16 protein-coding genes are annotated in these 21,039 nt (G+C 70.0%); 11 read left to right on the top strand and 5 right to left on the bottom strand.

The features are described 5' to 3' along the window. The first annotated feature begins 48 nt into the window (after positions 1-48). The 4 genes from ACIBEI_RS11555 (at position 49) to ACIBEI_RS11570 (ending at position 4,947) form a co-directional block, all read left to right on the top strand. Complete coding sequence (locus ACIBEI_RS11555; protein ID WP_398887539.1) at positions 49-1,191, top strand: diguanylate cyclase domain-containing protein; 1,143 nt, start codon at positions 49-51, stop codon at positions 1,189-1,191. Positions 1,192-1,304: 113 nt separating this feature from the next. Then, on the top strand, positions 1,305-2,843 hold the full coding sequence (gene hutH, locus ACIBEI_RS11560) for a histidine ammonia-lyase (protein ID WP_398888300.1): 1,539 nt from the start codon (positions 1,305-1,307) through the stop codon (positions 2,841-2,843). Between the two features lie 199 nt (positions 2,844-3,042). Continuing rightward, positions 3,043-3,246: a cold-shock protein gene (locus ACIBEI_RS11565; RefSeq protein WP_053661143.1), complete on the top strand. Its 204-nt coding sequence runs from the start codon at positions 3,043-3,045 to the stop codon at positions 3,244-3,246. Between the two features lie 123 nt (positions 3,247-3,369). Continuing rightward, positions 3,370-4,947, top strand: a complete 1,578-nt coding sequence (locus tag ACIBEI_RS11570; protein ID WP_398887542.1) for a DEAD/DEAH box helicase — start codon at positions 3,370-3,372, stop codon at positions 4,945-4,947. Positions 4,948-5,068: 121 nt separating this feature from the next. Here ACIBEI_RS11570 and ACIBEI_RS11575 read toward each other — a convergent pair whose 3' ends face one another. Both ACIBEI_RS11575 and ACIBEI_RS11580 read right to left on the bottom strand, forming a co-directional pair. Further along, positions 5,069-7,162 carry a glycosyltransferase family 4 protein gene (locus tag ACIBEI_RS11575; protein WP_398887544.1) on the bottom strand — a complete coding sequence of 698 codons (2,094 nt, stop codon included), beginning with the start codon at positions 7,160-7,162 and terminating at the stop codon, positions 5,069-5,071. Positions 7,163-7,342: 180 nt separating this feature from the next. Then, positions 7,343-7,684: an LPXTG cell wall anchor domain-containing protein gene (locus ACIBEI_RS11580; RefSeq protein ID WP_398887546.1), complete on the bottom strand. Its 342-nt coding sequence runs from the start codon at positions 7,682-7,684 to the stop codon at positions 7,343-7,345. Positions 7,685-7,794: 110 nt separating this feature from the next. On the opposite strand from ACIBEI_RS11580, the gene ACIBEI_RS11585 reads away from it, so the two are divergent. The 6 genes from ACIBEI_RS11585 to ACIBEI_RS11610 all read left to right on the top strand — a co-directional run bounded on the left by ACIBEI_RS11585 (position 7,795) and on the right by ACIBEI_RS11610 (position 16,452). Next, positions 7,795-8,136 (top strand): hypothetical protein, encoded by a 342-nt coding sequence (locus tag ACIBEI_RS11585; protein ID WP_398887548.1) that lies wholly within the window; start codon positions 7,795-7,797, stop codon positions 8,134-8,136. A 249-nt stretch (positions 8,137-8,385) separates the two neighbouring features. Next, a complete protein-coding gene (locus tag ACIBEI_RS11590) occupies positions 8,386-9,654 on the top strand; it encodes an Ig-like domain-containing protein (RefSeq protein WP_398887549.1) in 1,269 nt (422 codons plus the stop codon). Positions 9,655-9,816: 162 nt separating this feature from the next. Next, complete coding sequence (locus tag ACIBEI_RS11595) at positions 9,817-11,286, top strand: ABC transporter permease (protein ID WP_398887551.1); 1,470 nt, start codon at positions 9,817-9,819, stop codon at positions 11,284-11,286. A gap of 76 nt (positions 11,287-11,362) precedes the next feature. After that, positions 11,363-12,046, top strand: a complete 684-nt coding sequence (locus ACIBEI_RS11600; protein WP_398887553.1) for an ABC transporter ATP-binding protein — start codon at positions 11,363-11,365, stop codon at positions 12,044-12,046. Between the two features lie 211 nt (positions 12,047-12,257). After that, positions 12,258-15,524: a S8 family peptidase gene (locus ACIBEI_RS11605; protein ID WP_398888302.1), complete on the top strand. Its 3,267-nt coding sequence runs from the start codon at positions 12,258-12,260 to the stop codon at positions 15,522-15,524. 157 nt (positions 15,525-15,681) lie between these two features. Next, positions 15,682-16,452: a group II truncated hemoglobin gene (locus tag ACIBEI_RS11610; RefSeq protein ID WP_398887555.1), complete on the top strand. Its 771-nt coding sequence runs from the start codon at positions 15,682-15,684 to the stop codon at positions 16,450-16,452. 236 nt (positions 16,453-16,688) lie between these two features. Here ACIBEI_RS11610 and ACIBEI_RS11615 read toward each other — a convergent pair whose 3' ends face one another. Further along, positions 16,689-17,636 carry a helix-turn-helix transcriptional regulator gene (locus ACIBEI_RS11615; protein ID WP_398887557.1) on the bottom strand — a complete coding sequence of 316 codons (948 nt, stop codon included), beginning with the start codon at positions 17,634-17,636 and terminating at the stop codon, positions 16,689-16,691. Between the two features lie 173 nt (positions 17,637-17,809). Between ACIBEI_RS11615 and ACIBEI_RS11620 the strand changes: the two genes are divergently transcribed. Further along, positions 17,810-18,850: an NAD(P)-dependent alcohol dehydrogenase gene (locus ACIBEI_RS11620; RefSeq protein WP_398887559.1), complete on the top strand. Its 1,041-nt coding sequence runs from the start codon at positions 17,810-17,812 to the stop codon at positions 18,848-18,850. A gap of 62 nt (positions 18,851-18,912) precedes the next feature. Here the strand turns inward: ACIBEI_RS11620 and ACIBEI_RS11625 are convergent, their stop codons facing one another. After that, positions 18,913-19,986, bottom strand: coding sequence for a FecCD family ABC transporter permease (locus ACIBEI_RS11625; RefSeq protein ID WP_398888304.1), 1,074 nt, complete (start codon positions 19,984-19,986; stop codon positions 18,913-18,915). Positions 19,987-20,036: 50 nt separating this feature from the next. Next, the gene (locus ACIBEI_RS11630; protein WP_398888306.1) at positions 20,037-21,005 is read right to left on the bottom strand and encodes a FecCD family ABC transporter permease; all 969 of its coding nucleotides are present in this window, start codon (positions 21,003-21,005) and stop codon (positions 20,037-20,039) included. Between the last annotated feature and the right edge of the window lie 34 nt (positions 21,006-21,039).

The following is a 21,039-nucleotide window of genomic DNA, read 5'->3' on the forward strand; positions in this document are numbered from 1 at the left end:
CGCCGCATCAATGTCCCAAATCATTACAAACATACCTAACCTGGAGTGATGGGCGGTGACGATGTGCGGTTGAGGGCCGTGGTGGCGCTGGCGCAGGGCATGGCCGCCGCGCACGCCCCGCGGGAGTCGTGGCGCGCGGCGGCGGCCGGAGCCTGCCGGGCGCTCGGCGGGAGCTTCGCCGCGCTGTCCGTGTGGGAGCGGGAGCTCGGACGGCTGCGGGTCCTGGCGAACGTGGGGGACCGGGCCCGGGACGAGGAGGAGTTCCCGGAGGGCGAGGCCTACCCCGTGCACCAGTTCCCGGAGATCACCGAGTTCCTGCATGAACGCTGGGTCGGCGGCGGCGGACCCAACGCCTGGGTGGAGACGGCCGACGGACCGGCCGCGGGGCACGCCGAGTACTGCCATCAGCGCGTCGCCGCCCTGCGCAGACGCGGCCGCGGGTGCTGTGTCGTCGCACCGATCGTCATGCACGGGCGCGCCTGGGGCGAGTTGTACGTCGCCCGCCCGGCCGGAGCCCCCGTCTTCGACCGTGCCGACGCCGATTTCGCGACCGTCCTCGCCTCCGTGGTCGCTGCCGGGATCGCGCAGACCGAACGCCTGGAGGAGGCCCGCCGTCTCGCCTTCACCGACGCCCTCACCGGGCTCGCGAACCGCCGTGCCGTGGACATGCGCCTGGACGAGGCCATCGAACGCCATCGCGCGGAGGGCGTCGTCGTGAGCCTTGTCGTCTGCGACCTCAACGGCCTCAAGCGCGTCAACGACACCCGGGGCCACGCCGTCGGCGACCGGCTCCTGGAGCGTTTCGGGTCGGTCCTCTCGCTGTGCGGCGCGATGCTGCCCGGCACGCTCGCCGCCCGCCTCGGCGGCGACGAGTTCTGCCTGCTGGCCGTAGGTCCCGCCGCCGACGAGGTCGTACGCGTCGCCGACGAACTGTGCCGCCGCGCCGCCGAGTTGGAGCTCGGCGAGGGCGTCGCGTGCGGGATCGCGTCCACCGAGGACCCGCTCGGGCCGGTCCGCTCGGCCCGCCGCCTCTTCCGGCTCGCCGACGCGGCCCAGTACCGCGCCAAGGCCGTACGTTCCGCCAAGCCCGTCGTCGCGGGCCGCGAGGGGCCGGACGATCCGGTTGTCCGCCTCGCCGACGCACCCCCGCCCGCGGCGGCCGAACGCCGGCGGTTCCGCGGTCGTCGGTAGCCGCCCGCGGGTGTGAGTCCCGTGAGTCTCCGCGCGACCTCGCAGGTAAGGACCCAACCCGCCACCCACTAGTGACACCAAGGCATTCACTGCGTACGCTCCTGAATATGGATATGCACACTGTGGTGGTGGGGACGACGGGTGTCACCGCGTCCGACGTTCTCGCCGTGGCGCGCGGCGGCGCCCGGGTCGAGCTCTCCGACGAGGCGGTGTCCGCGCTCGCCGCGGCCCGCGAGATCGTGGACGCGCTGGCGGCCAAGCCGGAGCCCGTGTACGGGGTCTCCACCGGCTTCGGAGCCCTCGCGACCCGGCACATCAGCCCGGAACTGCGCGCCCAGCTGCAGCGCAACATCGTGCGGTCGCACGCCGCCGGAATGGGCCCGCACGTCGAGCGCGAGGTCGTCCGCGCCCTGATGTTCCTGCGGCTCAAGACCCTCTGCTCGGGCCGCACCGGCGTCCGCCCGTCCGTCGCGCAGACCATGGCCGACATCCTGAACGCCGGAATCACCCCGGTCGTCCACGAGTTCGGCTCCCTCGGCTGCTCCGGCGACCTCGCGCCGCTCTCCCACTGCGCCCTGACGCTCATGGGCGAGGGGGAGGCGGAAGGCCCGGACGGAACGATTCGCCCCGCCGGTGAACTCCTCGCCGCGCACGGCATCGAGCCCGTCGAACTGCGCGAGAAGGAGGGCCTGGCCCTCCTCAACGGCACCGACGGCATGCTCGGCATGCTGGTCATGGCCCTCGCCGACCTCGACACCCTCTACAAGTCCGCCGACATCACCGCGGCCCTCTCCCTCGAAGCCCTCCTCGGCACCGACCGGGTCCTCGCCCCCGAACTGCACGCCATCCGCCCCCACCCGGGCCAGGGCGCCAGCGCCGCCAACATGCTGGCCGTGCTGAAGGGTTCGGAGCTGACCGGACACCACCAGGACGACGCCCCGCGCGTCCAGGACGCCTACTCCGTGCGCTGCGCCCCGCAGGTCGCGGGCGCCGGCCGCGACACCATGACCCACGCCCGCCTCGTCGCCGACCGCGAGCTCGCCTCCGCCGTCGACAACCCCGTCGTCCTGCCCGACGGCCGGGTCGAGTCGAACGGCAACTTCCACGGCGCCCCGGTGGCGTACGTCCTGGATTTCCTCGCCATCGCCGCCGCCGACCTCGGCTCGATCACCGAGCGCCGCACGGACCGGCTCCTCGACAAGAACCGCTCGCACGGCCTGCCGCCGTTCCTCGCGGACGACGCCGGCGTCGACTCCGGCCTGATGATCGCCCAGTACACGCAGGCCGCCCTGGTCAGCGAGATGAAGCGGCTCGCCGTCCCGGCCTCCGCCGACTCCATCCCGTCCTCCGCCATGCAGGAGGACCACGTCTCGATGGGCTGGTCGGCCGCCCGCAAGCTCCGTACGGCCGTCGACAATCTGACCCGGATCGTCGCCATCGAGCTGTACGCCGCCACGCGCGCCATCGAGCTGCGCTCCGGGCTCACCCCCGCCCCCGCCTCGCAGGCCGCGATCTCCGCCGCCCGCGCCGCCGGTGTCGCGGGCCCGGGCCCCGACCGCTTCCTCTCGCCGGACCTGGCGGCCGCGGACGCGTTCGTGCGCGGCGGCCACCTGGTCGAGGCCGTGGAATCGGTGACGGGCCCACTGGCGTAGCGATTTCCGGGGTTCCTTCAGATGTGCGAGGTGGGGGCGCCGGGGCGTCGCGACGCCCCCACCGAAAACTGTGCTAGGGTTCCTAACGAAACGTTTTTGGTACCCATTAACTTTGTGCGCCTGAAAGGAATCCTCTCTCAGGCGCGTTTTGTTTTTCCGGTCATTTCCGGATGGGAGCCACCTATCTTGGAGAAATGACATGGCTACTGGCACCGTGAAGTGGTTCAACGCGGAAAAGGGCTTCGGCTTCATCGAGCAGGACGGCGGCGGCGCCGACGTCTTCGCCCACTACTCGAACATCGCCACCTCGGGCTTCCGTGAGCTGCAGGAGGGCCAGAAGGTCTCCTTCGACGTCACGCAGGGTCAGAAGGGCCCGCAGGCGGAGAACATCGTCCCCGCCTAATTCCGGGACGCGCATCACGCGAGCCGGGGCCCGCACCTTCGGGTGCGGGCCCCGGCTTGTGCTGTCCGTGTGTCCTTGAACACGGGAAAACCGTGAGGCCCAGGAAGGAATTCCAGATCCAGCATGACTCGATCCGAACGTCCTGAACGACCCGCCGGCAAACGCCCGGCGAATTCCCGGGGTTCCCGTGGCTCTCGTGGCACACGCGGCGGAGCCCCTGCGGCTTCCGCCAACGGCGGCGCAAGGAACGTACGCAAGAAGCCGTCCCAGCAGTCGACGGCTCCGCGCGAGTTCACCCTGCCGCAGACGCTGACGCCCGCGCTGCCCGCCGTCGAGTCCTTCGACGCGCTGGACATGCCGGCCGCACTGACCAAGACCCTCACCGCGCAGGGGGTCATCGAGCCGTTCCCGATCCAGGGCGCGACGCTCCCCAACTCCCTGGCCGGGCGCGACATCCTCGGCCGGGGCCGCACCGGCTCGGGCAAGACCCTCGCCTTCGGCCTCGCGCTGCTCGCCCGTACGGCCGGCCGGCGCGCCGAGCCCAAGGCGCCGCTCGCGCTCGTCCTCGTGCCCACGCGCGAGCTCGCGCAGCAGGTCACCGACGCGCTCACGCCGTACGCCACGGCCGTGAACCTGCGGCTCGCGACCGTCGTCGGCGGGCTCTCCATCGGCAAGCAGTCCGGTCTGCTGAGGCGCGGCGCCGAGGTGCTCGTGGCCACGCCCGGGCGGCTCAAGGACCTGATAGACCGCGGTGACTGCACCCTTGAGCGGGTGGGGATCACCGTCCTCGACGAGGCCGACCAGATGGCCGACATGGGCTTCATGCCCCAGGTCACGGCGCTCCTCAACCAGGTCGAGCCGGACGGGCAGCGCATGCTGTTCTCGGCGACCCTGGACAAGAACATCGACAAGCTCGTACGGATGTTCCTCACGGACCCCGTCGTGCACTCCGTCGACCCCTCCGCGGGCGCGGTGACGACGATGGAGCACCACGTGCTGCACGTCGCCGACGAGACCGACAAGAAGGCCGTCGCCATGCGGATCGCCGCGCGCGACGGGCGCGTGATCCTCTTCGTCGACACCAAGCGCGCCGCCGACCGCTTCGCCAAGCGGCTGCTGGCGAGTGGTGTGCGAGCCTCCGCGCTGCACGGCGGGCGCTCGCAGCCGCAGCGGAACCGGACGCTCGACCAGTTCAAGACCGGTCTTGTGACCGCGCTCGTCGCGACGAACGTCGCCGCGCGTGGGATCCACGTCGACGATCTCGACCTCGTCGTGAACGTCGATCCGCCGGTCGACCACAAGGACTATCTCCACCGGGGCGGGCGTACCGCTCGCGCGGGGGAGTCCGGGAGCGTCGTGACGCTCGTCCTGCCCGAGCAGAAGCGGGAGATGACCCGGCTGATGGCCGACGCCGGGATCAGTCCGCGGACGGCTCGGATCAAGTCGAGCGACGAAGAGCTCGTACGGATCACGGGGGCTCGGGAGCCGTCCGGGGTTCCTGTCGTCATTCCTGTGCCGGAGCCGGTTGCCGCGCAGGCTCAGGCGAAGTCGCCGTCTCGGGCTCGGCGGGGTGGCGGTGGGCGTGGGGCGCCCGCCGGGGCGCGGTCCGGTGGCGGTGCCGGTGGGGGTTCGCGGGGGCGTGGTGGTGCGGGGTCTTCGCGTGCGCGTGGAGGTCAAGGGGGCGGGCGTCGGTCCGCCTGACAGCTCGGCGGGGGATGTGGGTTGGCGGCTGCGGGTTGAGTGTGGCTTGTCGCGCCCGCGCGGCGGAGCCGCACAATGTCACAGCCCCGCGCCCCTTACGGGGCGCAGCTCGCTCGCGTCCCTAAGGGGCGCTGATTGCCACGTCGTTGGTGATCGTGAAGAAGAAGTGGGCCTGCGCCGACTTCCCTGTTGGGGTGGTCAGTGTCGTGCTCGGGTGTTTCGTTGTGGGCTTGCGGTCGACGATGTCGTCGGTGATGCGGCCCACTCGTACGGGGGCGGCGGCCTCGGAGGGGCGTAGGAAGAGGTCCCACAGGGGCTTGTCCGCGTCGGTGGGGCGGGGCAGGGTCGTGATGCGGGCCCGGAACGTCTGTTCTCCGGTGGGTCTCGCCGGTGTCGTGAAGTTGTGGGCCTCGCCGTCGCGCGAGACGCCGAGCAGGACCGCGCCCTCGCCCAGGACAGCCCCGTGGAGCGTGCCTTCGACGGACAGCGAGTCGACGTCGGTCCGCAGGGCGGTGGCCTCCGCGTGGGCCGGGCGGTGGAAGGTCCGCAGGGCGAGGTAGCCGTCCTTGGTCGCGTACGGGATCCACCAGGCGAAGGCCCCGTCCGGAGTGGACGGCGTCGGTCTCGCCGTCAGCAGGCCGCGCTGCTCGACCAGTCCTGCCCTGAGCCGACGGCGTGCGCCGTCCTCCGCGCGTTCGACGTGCAGGTCCCAACGGCCTTCCGCCAGGGTGACCTGGTGATGGGACAGGTTCGCCGTCCAGGGCGACTTCGGGTCGGCCGGGCGCTCCAGCGGGACGCGCGTCTCGTCGTCGCCGTGCCGGTGGCGCAGTACCAGCGTCAGGTCCTCGCCGGACACCCCCGCCGCGTTCACCGTGATCCGTACGCCACCGCTGGAGTCGGTCGTGCAGCCGCCCTTCGGGCGCAGGACGCGTGGTTGGGAGTCGGGGACTGGAGGAGCGGCAGGCGGGGCCGTCGTCGGCGCTTCCTCGGGGAGGGCGCGTGAGGCTTGGGGGCGCAGCGCCCCGAGTGCGCGGCGCACGCGGCGCGTGACCTTTGTCGCCGTCGAGGTCCGCGCCTCGCGCAGTTCGCCGAACAGGCGCTCGTACTGGTCCGCGATCCGGCGGGGAGCGAACCGCTGGACGCTCTCCCTGGCGGCGTCGCCCATGAGCCGGCGCTGGTCGGTGTCCTCGATCAGCTTCAGCAGTCCCGCCGCGAACGCGTCCGCGTCTCCCGGCGGTACGAGCAGTCCGTCGGAGCCGTCGGTGATGATCTCGCCGGGGCCGTGCGGACAGTCGGTGGCCACCACCGGGACGCCGGCGTGCATGGCCTCCAGGATCGTCATGCCGAAGGACTCCCAGTCCGAACTCACGGCGGCGACGGAGGCCTTGGGCCACTCCGTCTCCATCTTCGTATGGGGGCCCATGAGGAACACGTGGTCGTTCAGGCGGTGTGCGTCGACGGCTGCGCGGAGGTTGGCGCGTTCCGGCCCCTGGCCGTAGATCCGCAGCCGCCACTCCGGGCGTACGGCGACGACCTTGGCGAATGCCTCGATGAGCAGGTCGTAGCGCTTGACCGGCATCAGCCGGCCCGCGGCGACCACCAACGGGGCCTGTACGTCGGAGCGTTCGGCCTTCGGGCGGGGCGCGGCGTTCGGGATGTCGGTGATCCGCGTCCGCAGCCGGGGCAGCCGGTCGCGGTGGTCGGCCGCGTCCTGGGCGGAGACGGTGACGAAGGCGTCCAGGTGCCGGAAGGCCTCGTTCTGCGCGGTACGTACGTCAGGGACGTGGTTGTCGTACGACAGGTGCTCCTGTCCGACGCGCAGATAGCGGCGTGAGCCGTGCCGGGCCAGGAAGACCACCAGCGCCGGGCGGGTCGCGACGACGACGTCCGCGTCCGTCTCGTCGAGGAAGCCGCGCAGGCGCTCGTCGGTGAGTTCGGTGTAGCGGTGGGCGAGGACCTCGGCGGGCGGTACGACCGTGGACGGGCGCGCCATGAGCGGGTTCTCGCCGTCGTAGGTCGGCGCGCCGGGGCGCTCGTCGACGAGCGGGACGAGACGGACCTTGCGGTTCACCCCGAGCAGGGGGCTGTCGTCGCTGCGGAAGACCGAGACGATCTCCACCTCGTGCCGCGCGGCCAGCGCACCGGCGAGGTTGAGCGTCGAGCGCACCGTGCCGCCGATGGCATAGGCGTTGTGCAGCAGGAAGACGATCTTCACGTGGGCCACTCCCTGTTCACGCGGTATGGAGACGCGACAGGGAGTGCGTACGTGAACCCCACGGACTGTAAACGGGTCCGCCTCTCTCTCGCCGGTCTTCCTTCGAGGATGACGCGAAATGGCTGAAAGGGGGCGGATATCGCTGTGCCGGGACGTGTGGGCATCCGGCGGCAGGGGCCCTCAGTACAAGGTCGTACGTTCTCGGCGTACCGAATACACCACGAACCCGGCGCCCAGGCTGAGGAACAGGGTGCCGCCGACCACGTACGGGGTCGTGTCGAAGCTTCCCGTGTCGGCCAGTTGGGTGCGGACGGAGGTCCTGGCGGCGCCCTCCTCGCCGGACGTCCCGGCCTCGGCCTCGGTCTCTTCCCCGGCCTTGGTCTGCAGGGTCGTGGTCGTCGCTGTCTGTGTTCTGTGTTCTGCCGTCCCGTCCCCGGTCGCATTGGCGGACGGGACGAACCACAGGGCGCCCAGCAGGGTCCCCGCGGCGGTGGCGGTCAGCAACGATCGACGTGCGGACACGGAATATCGATCCCCTTGTGACGCTGGCGAATTGGCCGTGTGGGGAGATGTTAGTGAAAGGTGCGGGTCACGGGAAAGTCACGGTGGTGAAGAGCCTTACGCTCCGACGTATGAGCACACCTGAGACATCACGTTTTGTACGGTTGCGCGTCGAATTGGTCGTCGAGGTCGACGACGAGGGCGCGCTCACCAAGGCGGCGCTGGGGCGCATCGCCGAGGACCCCGAGATCGCGGGCGACGAGCGGGCGCACGCCGAGAGCACAGTGACGGAAGACACTGCCGAGGCCCTCGCGTACCTCGTCGACCCGTTCGACCTGGTCAGCGAGGTGGCCGGGGTCGAACTCGCGCAGGCATCCTGGAGCACCGAGCGGATCGACTACGACCCCGATTCGCCGGACTGGGACCTCGACGAGGATGATGAGGCCGGAGACGAGGCAGAGTTGGTCGGCTGAGGCGGCTTGGGAGAATCGTGACCCCGGGCGGCAACCGCCACCCGGGGTTCTGTCGTCTCAAGGGGCGCAGTGACCGACACCCGCATCAGTCGTAACGGCCGCACCGGTCGGATCGAGGGCGATCCGACGTGGGCCGAAATGGATCGACGTGGTGTGCCCCACACCTGGGAAGGGTGTGGAACGGGACGAACCGGTCGTAGCGTTTACAGGTGTTACGGGGACTCTCGGGGTTTTGGGGATTCGGCAACGATGGAGAAGCGTGTGATGACGGACAGTAAGCGGCGCAAGGGCCTCACGGTCGCGTCCGCACTGCTCGGCGGGGTGCTGGTGCTCTCTGCGTGCAGCGGAGGCGGCGACGACGACCCCAAGGGTGAAGGCGGTGACAGCACCTCGCAGGCCAAGGTCGACGAGGCGGCGGCCGAGAAGTCCTCCGAGGCCCAGATCAAGATCACGCCCAAGGACGGCTCCGACAACGCCTCCATCAACAGCGCCGCGGCCGTCACTGTGACCAAGGGCACACTGACCGACGTGACCATGAAGACGACGGCCGGCGCGGCTGTCGCGGGTGAGATATCCGCGGACAAGAAGAGCTGGAAGCCCAGCGCCCAGCTGGAGCGCGCCACCGCCTACAAGATCACCGCGACGGCCAAGGACTCCGACGGCCGCGCCGCCCACGAGAACGCGTCGTTCACGACGGTCTCGCCGGCCAACAGCTTCATCGGCAACTTCACGCCCGAGGACGGTTCCACCGTCGGCGTCGGCATGCCGGTCTCGATCAACTTCGACAAGGCCATCACCAACAAGGCCGACGTGCAGAAGGGGATCACCGTCTCCTCCAGCAGCGGCCAGGAGGTCGTCGGCCACTGGTTCAACGCCAACCGGCTCGACTTCCGCCCCGAGGAGTACTGGAAGGGCAACTCGACCGTCACGCTCAAGCTGAACCTCGACGGCGTCGAGGGCGCCGACGGCGTCTACGGCGTGCAGCAGAAGACGGTCACCTTCAAGATCGGCCGCAACCAGGTCTCGATCGTCGACGCCAAGACCAAGACCATGAAGGTCACCCAGGACGGCAAGACGATCAAGACCATCCCGATCTCCGCCGGCTCGCCCGAGAACAAGACGTACCAGGGCAAGATGGTGATGTCGGAGAAGTTCAAGGAGACGCGCATGAACGGCGCGACCGTGGGCTTCACGGACGACGACGGCAAGGGCGAGTACGACATCAAGGACGTGCCGCACGCCATCCGCCTGTCGAGTTCCGGCACGTTCATCCACGGCAACTACTGGGGCGCCGATTCCATCTTCGGCAGCGTCAACACCAGCCACGGCTGCGTCGGTCTGAACGACACCAAGGGTGCCGACGACCCGAACACCGAGGGTGCCTGGTTCTACAACAACTCGATCATCGGTGACGTCGTGGACGTGCGGAACACCGGCGACAAGACCATCGCCCCGGACAACGGCCTCAACGGCTGGAACCTGGACTGGGCGGCGTGGAAGGCCGGTTCGGCCGTCTGACCCGACCCGAACGTTCTCCGTCCCGAGGGCGGTTGCCCGTACGACTCGTACGGGCAACCGCCCTCGGCGTTCTCACAGGGTTCCGCGGCGGCGCACAGTGTTCTCATCCTTCTCTTATGCGGGCCTTATCCCGCCATCACGCGGTGTCCCTAGCTTTCGGCCATGTTCTTCACCTACCTGAGGCGCGAACTGCGCCGCCGCAGAAAGGCGGCGCTCGTCGTCGCCTCCGGACTCGCCCTGGGCATCGCCCTGGTCATCGTGGTCAGTTCCGTGTCGTCCGGCATGGAGAAGGCGCAGGGCAAGGTCCTCCAGTCGCTGTACGGACTGGGCACGGACATGACGGTCACCAAGGCGGCCCAGGCACAGTCGAGCACGGGCGAGCGCCCGCGCTTCCAGTTCGACGCCCGGGGCAGCGACTCCGACGAAGAACAGAGCAGCGACCGCGTCATGGTGCAGGGCTTCCAGACCCTGGCCACGAGCACGGTCTCCAAGGTCGGCGACCAGAAGGGTGTCTCGGACGTCGTCGGGGGGCTCAGCCTCCAAGTGGTCAAGGTCAGCGGCCAGTTCCGCCAGGGCCAGTTCCAGCAGGACCAGCAGAGCGGCGGCGGCAACCAGGGCGGCGGGCCCGGCGCCCAGCAGTCCCCGGAGGGCCGGGTCGAGGGCGGCGGCGCCGACTTCGACGTCAACAACTACTCCGTCTACGGCGCGGACGTCACCAAGCCCGCGCTCGGCCCGCTGACCTCCTCGAAGATCACCAGCGGCCGGACCTTCAAGTCCTCCGAGACCAACGCCAAGGTCGTCGTCGCCGACAAGTCGTACGCCAAGGAGAAGAAGCTCGCCCTCGGTGACACGGTCACCATCAAGAGCGTCAAGTACAAGGTCATCGGCATCGCGACGCCCGACAGCGGAGACGCGGCGGCCAACCTCTACATCCCGCTCAAGCAGGCGCAGACGCTCAGCGACTCCAAGGACAAGGTCACCACGATCTACGTCAAGGCGTCCGACTCGCAGCAGATCAGCGCGGTCAAGTCGACCATCCAGAAGAACATCTCGGGTACGACCGTCACGACCTCCGCCGACCTCGCCGACACGGTCTCCGGCTCCCTCTCCACGGCCTCCGACCTCGCCTCCAACGTGGGCAAGTGGCTCTCGATCGCGGTGCTCGTGGCCGCGTTCCTGGTCGCGGGCCTGCTCACCTCCTCGGCCGTCTCCCGCCGCGTGAGGGAGTTCGGCACCCTCAAGGCGCTCGGCTGGAAGTCCGGCCGCGTCACCCGGCAGGTCGTCGGCGAGGCCGTCGTCAACGGTCTGGTCGGCGGCGCCCTCGGTATCGCGCTCGGCCTCGGCGGCGCCTACGTCGTCACCGCGATCAGCCCGACGCTCCAGGCCGAAGTCGGCTCCACGGGCGGGGCGGTCGGCGGCCCCGGTGGCGGTGGCCCCGGCGGTGGCATGGGCGGACCCGCCCGTGAGACGGCGTCCAAGGCCCTCGACGTGGCGCTCACCGCGCCCGTCGCCCTCAGCACGATCGCCCTCGCGGTCGGCCTCGCCGTCACCGGCGGCCTGATCGCGGGCGCCTTCGGCGGCTGGCGCGCCTCCCGGCTGCGGCCCGCGGACGCCCTGCGCCGCGTCGAATAGCCGGCCGCCTCGGGCGCCTGCCCGGCCGCGCGTCGCGGCGGGCGCCAACCCCCTTACGCATCCCAGGAGTTGCACCATGTACGAACTCAGAGGCGTCACCAAGCGCTACAAGCGGGGCAAGGAGTCCGTCGACGCGCTCGACGGGGTCGACCTGACCATCGGGGACGGCGACCGGCTCGTCATCCAGGGCCCCACCGGCGGCGGCAAGTCCACCCTGCTGCAGATGCTCGGCGGACTCGACCGGCCCACCGCCGGAAGCGTCGAACTCGACGGTACGGATCTCGCCAGGCTGTCCGAGAGCAAGCTCACCAAGGTACGCAGCGAGAACATCGGTTTCGTCTTCCAGAGCTTCAACCTCATTCCCACGCTCACCGCCCAGGAGAACGTGGAAACCGCCCTCGTACCCCTGAAGCTGAAGGTCAAGGAACGGCGCGAACGGGCCGCGGCCGCACTGGATTCGGTGGGGCTCGCCGAGCGGCTCGGGCATCTGCCGGCCGAACTGTCCGGTGGTCAGCAGCAGCGCGTCGCGATCGCCCGTGCCCTGGTCAAGCAGCCGAAGGTGCTCCTCGCCGACGAACCGACCGGAAACCTCGACGAGTCCATGCGCGACGAGATCATGGACGTACTCGAAACCATGTGGAAGGAGCACGGGCTCACTTTCATCATGGTCACGCACGATTCGGCGATCGCGAAAAAGGCCCCCCGGCTCGCCACGATCCGCAAGGGAAGGATCACGGTGAAGGAAAACGCGAACTCTTAACAGCCGTCTCACTATTGAGCGCCTGTTCACCCCCCGGCATACTGAGTATTCCGGGGGGTTACGCGCGAGCATGCGTACGGGATGTCCCCCGGCCGGATGAACGGGGATTCATCCCGGACCTGCATCTCCAGGGGGAGACTTGCGCAGACAAGTGAAAAGAGCGTGCGTGGCCACGATCGCCGCGGCGGCAGCCGTGGCCCTGGCGGCGGGCATGACCAGCCCGGCGTCTGCGGAGGCCAGGCCCACGGCCGCCGACTCGGCCGTGCCGACCACGCCCAAGCACCGCGTCACCCTGATCACCGGCGACCGTGTGGTCGTCGACGCCAAGGGCCGCGTCGTCGGCCTGGAGCGGGCCAAGGGCCGCGAGGGGATACCCGTCCAGATCCGCACGGCCGGCGGCCACACGCTCGTCGTGCCGGCCGACGCCGCCCGGCTGATCGCCTCCGGCAAGCTCGACCAGCGGCTCTTCGACGTCACCGAGCTCAACAAGTCGGCCAACCGCAAGGCCCAGAAGCAGGGCCTCAAGCTGATCGTCGGCTACCGCGGCGCGGCAGCGGCGGCCAAGGCCGACGTGCGTGACGCCGGTGACACCAAGGTCCGCCGGACCCTCAAGTCGCTGAACGCGGACGCCGTCCTGACGCCGAAGGCCGACGCGACCGACCTCTGGGCAGCGGTCACCGACGCACAGGGCGGCAACGCGCGCACCGCCTCCGGCATCGCCCATGTGTGGCTCGACGGCGTCCGCAAGGCCAGCCTCGACAAGTCCGTCAAGCAGATCGGCGCCGACAAGGCCTGGGCAGCCGGGTTCGACGGCAAGGGCGTCAAGATCGCCGTCCTCGACACGGGTGTCGACACGACCCACCCGGACCTCAAGGACCAGGTCGTCGCCGAGAAGAACTTCTCCGCCGCTCCGGACGCGACCGACAAGTACGGCCACGGCACGCACGTCGCGTCCATCGCGGCCGGTACGGGCGCCAAGTCCGCGGGCAAGTACAAGGGCGTCGCACCGGGCGCCCAGCTCCTCAACGGCAAGGTCCTCGACGACAACGGCTTCGGTGACGACTCCGGCATCCTCGCCGGCATGGACTGGGCGGCCGAGCAGGGCGCCGACGTCGTGAACCTCAGCCTGGGCGGCGGCGACACCCCCGAGGTGGACCCGCTGGAGGCCCAGGTCAACAAGCTGTCCGAGGAGAAGGGCATCCTCTTCGCGATAGCCGCCGGCAACTCCGGCCAGTTCGGCGAGCAGACGGTCGGCTCCCCGGGCAGCGCGGCGGCGGCGCTCACCGTAGGCGCCGTCGACGACAGCGACAAGCTGGCCGACTTCTCCAGCACCGGACCCGGCCTCGACGGCGCCATCAAGCCCGACGTGACCGCACCCGGCGTGGACACCACCGCAGCCTCGGCCAAGGGCAGCATCATCGCCCAGGAGGTCGGCGAGAACCCCGCCGGCTACGTCACCATCTCGGGTACGTCGATGGCGACCCCGCATGTCGCGGGCGCCGCCGCGATCCTCAAGCAGCAGCACCCGGACTGGAAGTACACCGAGCTCAAGGCCGCGCTGACCGGCTCCGCCAAGGGCGGCAAGTACACGCCGTTCCAGCAGGGTTCGGGCCGCATCCAGGTCGACAAGGCCATCAAGCAGACCGTGATCGCCGATCCGTCGTCCGTGAGCTTCGGCATCCAGCAGTGGCCGCACACCGACGACACCCCGGTCACCGAGAAGATCACGTACAAGAACCTCGGCACGACCGACGTCACGCTGAGCCTCTCCGCGACCGCCACCAACCCGAAGGGCCAGGCCGCACCGGCCGGCTTCTTCACCCTCGGCGCCAAGACGGTGACTGTCCCGGCGGGCGGCGGCACGGCCTCCGTCGACCTCACGGTCAACACCAAGCTGGGCGGCACGCTCGACGGCGCCTACTCCGCGTACGTGACCGCGACCGGCGGCGGCCAGAGCGTGCGCACGGCGGCTGCGGTGCAGCGGGAGGTGGAGTCGTACGACGTCAAGCTCAAGATGATCGACCGTGACGGCAACCCGGCGAAGTACTACGACGCCAGCCTGACCGGTGTCTCCGGTCTGGCCGCGGAGAAGTGGTTCTCGCCGTACGACGAGTCCGGCACGGTCAAGGTCCGGGTGCCCAAGGGCGGATTCATCCTCAACTCGGCGTTCTTCGCCGACCCGGAGGACTTCACCAAGGGTGCCGACTGGGTGGCCCAGCCGAAGCTGAGCATCACCAAGAACACCACGATCACGGTGGACGCGCGGACCGCGAAGCCGGTGGACATCACCGTGCCCGACACGGCCGCCAAGTCGGAGTTCGCGTCGCCGGACTACACGGTGGACGTGGGCAACAGCAGCTACGGGTTCGGCTGGTGGCTGGACACGTACGCCAACTTCCGTACCGCGCACGCCGGTGCGGAGATCACCGACGGTTCGCTGTTCCAGCAGTGGGGCGGCCACTGGGCCAAGGACGGTGAGGAGTACAACACCGTCGCGGGCGGCAAGGTGAAGAAGCTCGCCACCGGATACACCAAGCACTACAAGGCGAGCGAACTGGCCACCCTGAAGGTCGGCCTGGGCGCCTCGACGAGTGGCAAGAAGGGCGCGGTCAACACCATCGGCTGGCTGCCCGGCAGCTCCAGCGCCTCCTCGATCGGTGTCGCGCAGACGCTGCCCAGCACGCGGAAGGTGCACGTGACCACCGCGGGCGGCGTGAAGTGGGAGCAGGACTTCGAGCAGCACGGCGGGATCGACCCGGACGGCTTCCCGATCACCGAGGTCTTCTACACGCTCGGCAGCGCCCAGACCTTCAAGGCGGGCAAGAGCTACGAGAAGACCTACAACACGGCGGTCTTCGGTCCGCGCGTCGGCTCCGGCTTCGGCATCCAGCGCGACGGCAACGAGATCTACGGCTACCTGCCGCTGTTCGCCGACGGCAAGACCCACGCCGGCTCCTCGCTCTTCTCCGCGGTCACCACGACTCTCTACCGCAACGGCACCAAGGTCGGCTCGAACGCCGACCCGCTGTTCGGCGAGGGAGTCTTCAAGGTCCCGGCCGGTGACGCCTCGTACAAGCTGACCACCTCGGTCAAGCGGAGCGTCAAGGTCGCCGCGGCCTCCACCCGCATCGACGCAAGCTGGACCTTCCGCTCCAAGAAGGTCACCAGCGCCTCGCTGCCCACCTCCTCGGTCCGCTTCAACGCGGCCGTCGGACTGGACAGCAAAGCACCGGCCGACAAGAAGGTCTCCATCCCGGTGACCGTCCAGGGTTCGGCCGCCGGCAAGAACCTCAAGTCGCTGTCGGTGTACGTGTCGTACGACTACGGCCAGACCTGGAAGAAGGTCACCGTCAAGAACGGAAAGATCGGCGTGACGAACCCGGCCAAGGGCAAGGGCATCTCGTTCCACGCGAAGATCACCGACAAGAAGAACAACAAGTCGACGATCTCGATCTACAACGCGTACTACGGGAAGTGAGCCGGCGGGGCCGCTCCTCGGGGCGGTCCTCAAGGCTGATCCCTGATCCATGGTCCCTGATCCATGGTCCTGGTCCCGTGGTTCGCTGAACGCTGACTGACGCGAACGGCCCGACGGAAGTGAAGCTTCCGCGGGCCGTCCGTGTTTGTGTGGGGGTATGACAGCGCACACCGTTGAGTACATCCGGTACCGCATTCCCGAGCAGCAGTCGGCGGAGTTCCTTGCCGCCTACACCCGGGCCGCCACCCAGCTCGCCGCGGCCCCGCAGTGTGTCGACTACGAACTGGCGCGCTGCGAGGAGGACTTCGAGCACTTCGTGCTCCGCATCACCTGGACCTCCACCGAGGACCACATCGAGGGCTTCCGCAAGTCCGAGCTCTTCGAGGAGTTCCTCGCCGAGATCCGGCCGTACATCAGCTCCATCGAGGAGATGCGGCACTACAAACCGACGACGGTACGGGGGACGGGGGCATCCGTGCCCACGTTGTACGTGTGGGCGGGAGGTGCCGAGGCCTTCGACCGGCTCACCGAGGTCTTCTACGACAAGGTCCTCAAGGACGACGTCCTGGCGCCCGTCTTCGAGGGCCTCGCTCCCGAGCACGCCTCGCATGTCGCGCTATGGCTCGGGGAGGTGTTCGGGGAGCCGGCCGGGTACTCCGAGACGCAGGGTGGGCACGGGCACATGGTCGCGAAGCATCTCGGGAAGGGGATCACCGAGGTGCAGCGGAGGCGGTGGGTGAACCTCCTTCAGGACGCGGCGGACGATGCGGGGCTGCCCTCCGACGCCGAGTTCCGCTCCGCGTTCGTGGCGTACGCGGAGTGGGGGACTCGGCTTGCCGTGTATTTCTCCGGCCCCGACGTGGTGCCTCCGGCGGAGCAGCCGGTTCCCAGGTGGACGTGGGGTTCGGCTCCGCCGTACCAGGGCTGACGTCCGGCCCGTTTTTTTTCGCCCCCGCCGCCCCTACCCATTCCCGTCACTACTCGGGGGCTCCGCCCCCGAACCCCCGCAAAAGATTGCGCAGTTCCCCGCGCCCCTAGGTGTTTAGGGGCGCGGGGAACTGCGCGACAAGCCCCCACCGGCCCGCACCCGAAAACACACCCCACGGGGCCTGGGGCGGAGCCCCAGAAGGACGGGAATGGGTAGGGGCGGCGGGGGCGAAAAACCTACGCCTGCGGCGTCGACGTGCCCGCGCGGGTCGCGTCCCTGCCCCAGCTCGCCAGGAGGCGGAGGGCGTCGGCGGAGGGCGATCCCGGTTCGGCGTGGTAGGTGATCATTGACTGTTCGTCGTCGTCGACGAGGCGGAAGGACTCGAAGGAGAGGGTCAGTTCACCGACGAGCGGGTGGTGCAGGCGCTTGACGCCGTGACTCTTCTCCTTGACGTCGTGCGTCGCCCAGAGCCGACGGAACTCCTCGCTCTTCACGGACAACTCGCCCACCAGGGCGGAGAGGCGCGGATCGTCGGGATGGCACCCCGCGTCCATCCGCAGCAAACTCACGATGTCGGACGCCTTCTGATCCCACTCCACGAACAGCTCGCGATACTCGGGCTTGAGAAACACCATCCGCGCCCAGTTCCGCTCCTGCGGCGGCACCTCCGACCAGTCCCCGAAGACGGCCGCGGCCATCCGGTTCCAGACGAGAATCTCCGACCGCCGCCCCACGACATACGCGGGCACCCCGTCGAACGTGTCGATCAGCTCCCGCAGAGCGACCCGCACCTGCTGCGGCCGGACCGACGGCTTCTTCTTGTGCTGCTTCGGCTTCGCGAGATGCGTGAGATGCGCGTGCTCGGCACCGGTCAGCCGCAGGGCGCGCGCGATCGAGTCGAGCACCTCCGCGGACACGTTCCGCCCGTTGCCCTGCTCAAGCCGCGTGTAGTACGCCACGGACACCCCGGCCAGCTGCGCCAGCTCCTCGCGGCGCAGCCCGGGCACCCGGCGATGCCGCCCGAAGTCCGGCAGCCCCACGTCCTCCGGCTTCAGCCGGGCCCGGCGCGTGCGCAGGAACTCGCTCAGCTCGGCACGCCGGTCCAGCGGCCGCCCCGGCTCCTGCCCAGCCTGCCCTGCCTGTCCCGGCTGCCCGGCGGGCTCCTGAGAGGGCTGTTCATCCATACGTCCAGTATTCACGGTCGTACGCATACGAACCTGCCCCCATCAGTAGTAGGACCAGCGAACGTACGCAAAGCCGTGGTCTGGGTGACTTCCCGGACGAGGAGCAGGCTGGACGCCGTGCCCGGCCGGAAGGCAGGCCGGGCGCGGAATCCCTCCTTAGGAGAACCCCCGGCATGACCACTGTCGCCGCATACGCCGCTCCCGCCGCCAAGGCTCCGCTGGAGCGCACGACCATCGAGCGTCGCCCGGTCGGCGAGCACGACGTTCTGATCGAGATCAAGTTCGCCGGCATCTGTCACTCCGACATCCACCAGGCCCGCGAGGGCTGGGGCGAGGCCATCTTCCCGATGGTCCCCGGCCACGAGATCGCCGGCATCGTCACCGAGGTCGGCACGGGTGTCACCAGGTTCGCGGTCGGCGACCGCGTGGGCGTGGGCTGCATGGTCGACTCCTGCCGCGAGTGCGAGAACTGCAGGGCGGGCCTGGAGCAGTACTGCACCCAGGGCAACGTCGGCACGTACAACGCCGTCGGCAAGGACGGCGAGCCCACCTACGGCGGCTACTCGACGCACATCGTCGTCGACGAGGCCTTCACCGTCCGTATCCCCGAGGGCCTGGCCCTCGACGAGGCCGCGCCGCTGCTGTGCGCCGGCATCACCACGTACTCCCCGCTCAAGCACTGGAACGCCGGCCCCGGCAAGAAGGTCGCCGTCGTCGGCATGGGCGGTCTCGGCCACATGGGCGTCAAGATCGCGCACGCCCTCGGCGCCGAGGTGACCGTTCTCTCGCAGTCCCTGCGCAAGAAGGACGACGGGTTGAAGCTGGGCGCCGACCACTACTACGCGACCAGCGACCCGGAGACCTTCCAGGAACTGCGCGGTTCCTTCGACCTGATCCTGTCGACGGTGTCCGCCCCGCTGGGCCTGGACACCTTCCTGTCCCTTCTCAAGACGGACGGCGCCTTCGTGAACGTGGGCGCGCCCGAGGAGCCCGTCTCCCTGAACCTCTTCTCGGTGATCGGTGGCCGTAAGACCCTTGCCGGGTCCGGGATCGGTGGCATTCAGGAGACCCAGGAGATGCTGGACTTCTGTGCCGAGCACGGGCTCGGGGCGGAGATCGAGCTGATCAGTGCGAGTGAGATCAACGAGGCGTATGAGCGGGTGCTGAGCAGTGATGTGCGGTACCGGTTTGTGATCGACGTTGCGACGATCTAGCTCCGCTGGGTGCTTGTTTGGCTGCGGGTTCGTTGTGGCTTGTCGCGCAGTTCCCCGCGCCCCTAAAGGACGGGGCTGCGCCCCTGTCCTCTAGGGCCGCCGGCGAGCAGCCACAGCAAGTACGGGCCGCCCACCAAGGCCGTCAGTGCCCCCACCGGGATTTCCAGTGGGGGCATCAGCGTGCGGGCCGCCACGTCGGCCGCTACCAGGATCACCGAACCCGTCAACGCCGATGCCGCCAGCGGGAGTTGGGGGGTGCGGGTCAGGCGGCGGGCCAGTTGGGGGGCCGTCAGGGCTACGAAGCCGATGGGGCCCGCCGCTCCCGTCGCGGTTGCCGCGAGGATCACGCCCAGGACGGTCAGGGCGAGCTGGGTCCGGTGTACGCGGACGCCCAGCGCGGCGGCCGTGTCGGCGTCGAGGCCGAGCGGTCGCAGGGCCCGGTTCGCCCACACCAGGGCGGGCAGGGAGAGGAGAAGGATCCAGGTGAGGGGTCCCGCCTGGTCCCAGCCGCGGCCGTTGAGGCTGCCGGTCAGCCACAGCTTGACCTGCTCGGCCGCGCCCAGCTCGCTCTCCGTGAGGTACAGCTGGACGACCGCGGAGAGGGCCACCCCGATGCCGACCCCGGTCAGCACGAACCGGCTGGGCTGCATGCCGTGCCGCCAGGCCAGTACGTACACGAGCGCCGCCGCACCTAGACCGCCCGCGACGGAGACCGCCGGGAGCGCGCCGGGGGAGGCGACCGTGCCGGTGGCGAGCGCCAGGACCGTCGCGGCCGCCGCCCCGTGCCCGACGCCGATGACGTCCGGGCTGGCCAGCGGGTTGCGCGTCACGGTCTGCACGAGCGCCCCGGAGAGCCCGTACGCGGCGCCGACCAGCGCGCCGAGCACGATCCGCGGGACCCGCAGCTCCCCGACGATCAGGTCGTACGGGCCGCCGTGGCCGCGCAGGACCCGCCAGACCTCGCCCGGCGACACGTACGTCTGCCCGACGCACGCCGCGAGCACCATCACGCCTGCCAGGAGGAGCAGCAGTACGGCGACCACTGCTGCCGAGCGGCGGTGCAGGAGCAGCGAGAAGGAGCGGCGGCGGAGGACCGAGAGGCCCGCCGAGTGGGGATAGGTGGGGTCCGGGGACAGGGACGGCCCTGAGGGTGTCGCCTGCTTGGACGCGTGCGGGGATGCCGTTGTCACGAAGCCGCCCCCTTCCGGCGTATGAGAACGACCAGGACCGGTACGCCCACGAGGGCCGTCATCACCCCGGCCGGTACCTCCGCGGGGGCGCGGACCACCCGTCCCGCGACGTCCGCCGCGAGCAGCAGGGCCGCCCCGAGCAGGGCGGAGAGCGGCAGGGTCCAGCGGTGGCCGCCCGTGACGAGGCGGCGGGCCAGGTGCGGTACGGCGAGGCCGATGAAGGCGATCGGCCCGGCGGCGGCCACCGCGGCGGCGGTCAGGACGGTGGCGCCGAGCGCCGCGCAGACCCGTACGAGCTGGACCTTGTGCCCCAGCGCACGCGCGGTGTCGTCGCCGAGGGCGAGCGCGTCCAGGCCGCGGGCGCAGCCGAGCACCAGCAGCGCGCCCGCGACGAGGAAGGGCAGCATCTGCCCGACCGTTCCCGCGTCGCGTCCGCTGAGCGCGCCCACCTGCCAGAACCTGAACTGGTCGAGCGTCGCCGAACTCGACGTCAGGACCACGGTGGTGGCCCCGCCGACCATCGCGGACAACGCGGTTCCGGCGAGCGCGAGCTTGACGGGCGAGGCGCCGCCCCGGCCGCGCGAGGCGACGGCGTACACCAGACAGGCGGCGACGACCGCGCCCACGAAGGCGAACCAGACGTAGCCGCCGAAACCGTTCGCCAGTCCGCCCGTGATCGCGAACACCACGCCGGCCGCGGCACCCTGGCTCAGCCCGAGGATCCCCGGATCGGCCAGCGGATTGCGGGTGACGGCCTGCAGCGCCGCCCCCGCGACCCCGAGCGCGGCCCCCGCGGTGAGCCCGACGGCGGTCCGGGGCAGCCGCAGCGACCGTACGACCAGCGCGTCCCGTGAGCCGCCGCCGTGCAGCAGCGCGTCGAGCACGGCGGACAGCGGCACCTGCCGGGTGCCGACGGCGAGGCTGAGGGCCACCGCGACGAGGGTGAGGAGGACGGCGACCGCCAGCCAGAAGGCGCGTACGGAGGCGCGGGACGTGCGT

The sequence above is a fragment of the Streptomyces sp. NPDC050988 genome (assembly GCF_044456225.1).
Taxonomy (GTDB): Bacteria; Actinomycetota; Actinomycetes; order Streptomycetales; family Streptomycetaceae; genus Streptomyces.

Bases quoted from the DNA above. Each gene is read 5' to 3' on its own strand.
- ACIBEI_RS11555 (WP_398887539.1), top strand. From the start codon at position 49: ATGGGCGGTGACGATGTGCGGTTGAGGGCCGTGGTGGCGCTGGCGCAG.
- hutH (WP_398888300.1), top strand. From the start codon at position 1,305: ATGCACACTGTGGTGGTGGGGACGACGGGTGTCACCGCGTCCGACGTT.
- ACIBEI_RS11565 (WP_053661143.1), top strand. From the start codon at position 3,043: ATGGCTACTGGCACCGTGAAGTGGTTCAACGCGGAAAAGGGCTTCGGC.
- ACIBEI_RS11570 (WP_398887542.1), top strand. From the start codon at position 3,370: ATGACTCGATCCGAACGTCCTGAACGACCCGCCGGCAAACGCCCGGCG.
- ACIBEI_RS11585 (WP_398887548.1), top strand. From the start codon at position 7,795: ATGAGCACACCTGAGACATCACGTTTTGTACGGTTGCGCGTCGAATTG.
- ACIBEI_RS11590 (WP_398887549.1), top strand. From the start codon at position 8,386: ATGGAGAAGCGTGTGATGACGGACAGTAAGCGGCGCAAGGGCCTCACG.
- ACIBEI_RS11595 (WP_398887551.1), top strand. From the start codon at position 9,817: ATGTTCTTCACCTACCTGAGGCGCGAACTGCGCCGCCGCAGAAAGGCG.
- ACIBEI_RS11600 (WP_398887553.1), top strand. From the start codon at position 11,363: ATGTACGAACTCAGAGGCGTCACCAAGCGCTACAAGCGGGGCAAGGAG.
- ACIBEI_RS11605 (WP_398888302.1), top strand. From the start codon at position 12,258: ATGACCAGCCCGGCGTCTGCGGAGGCCAGGCCCACGGCCGCCGACTCG.
- ACIBEI_RS11610 (WP_398887555.1), top strand. From the start codon at position 15,682: ATGACAGCGCACACCGTTGAGTACATCCGGTACCGCATTCCCGAGCAG.
- ACIBEI_RS11615 (WP_398887557.1), bottom strand. From the start codon at position 17,636: ATGGATGAACAGCCCTCTCAGGAGCCCGCCGGGCAGCCGGGACAGGCA.
- ACIBEI_RS11620 (WP_398887559.1), top strand. From the start codon at position 17,810: ATGACCACTGTCGCCGCATACGCCGCTCCCGCCGCCAAGGCTCCGCTG.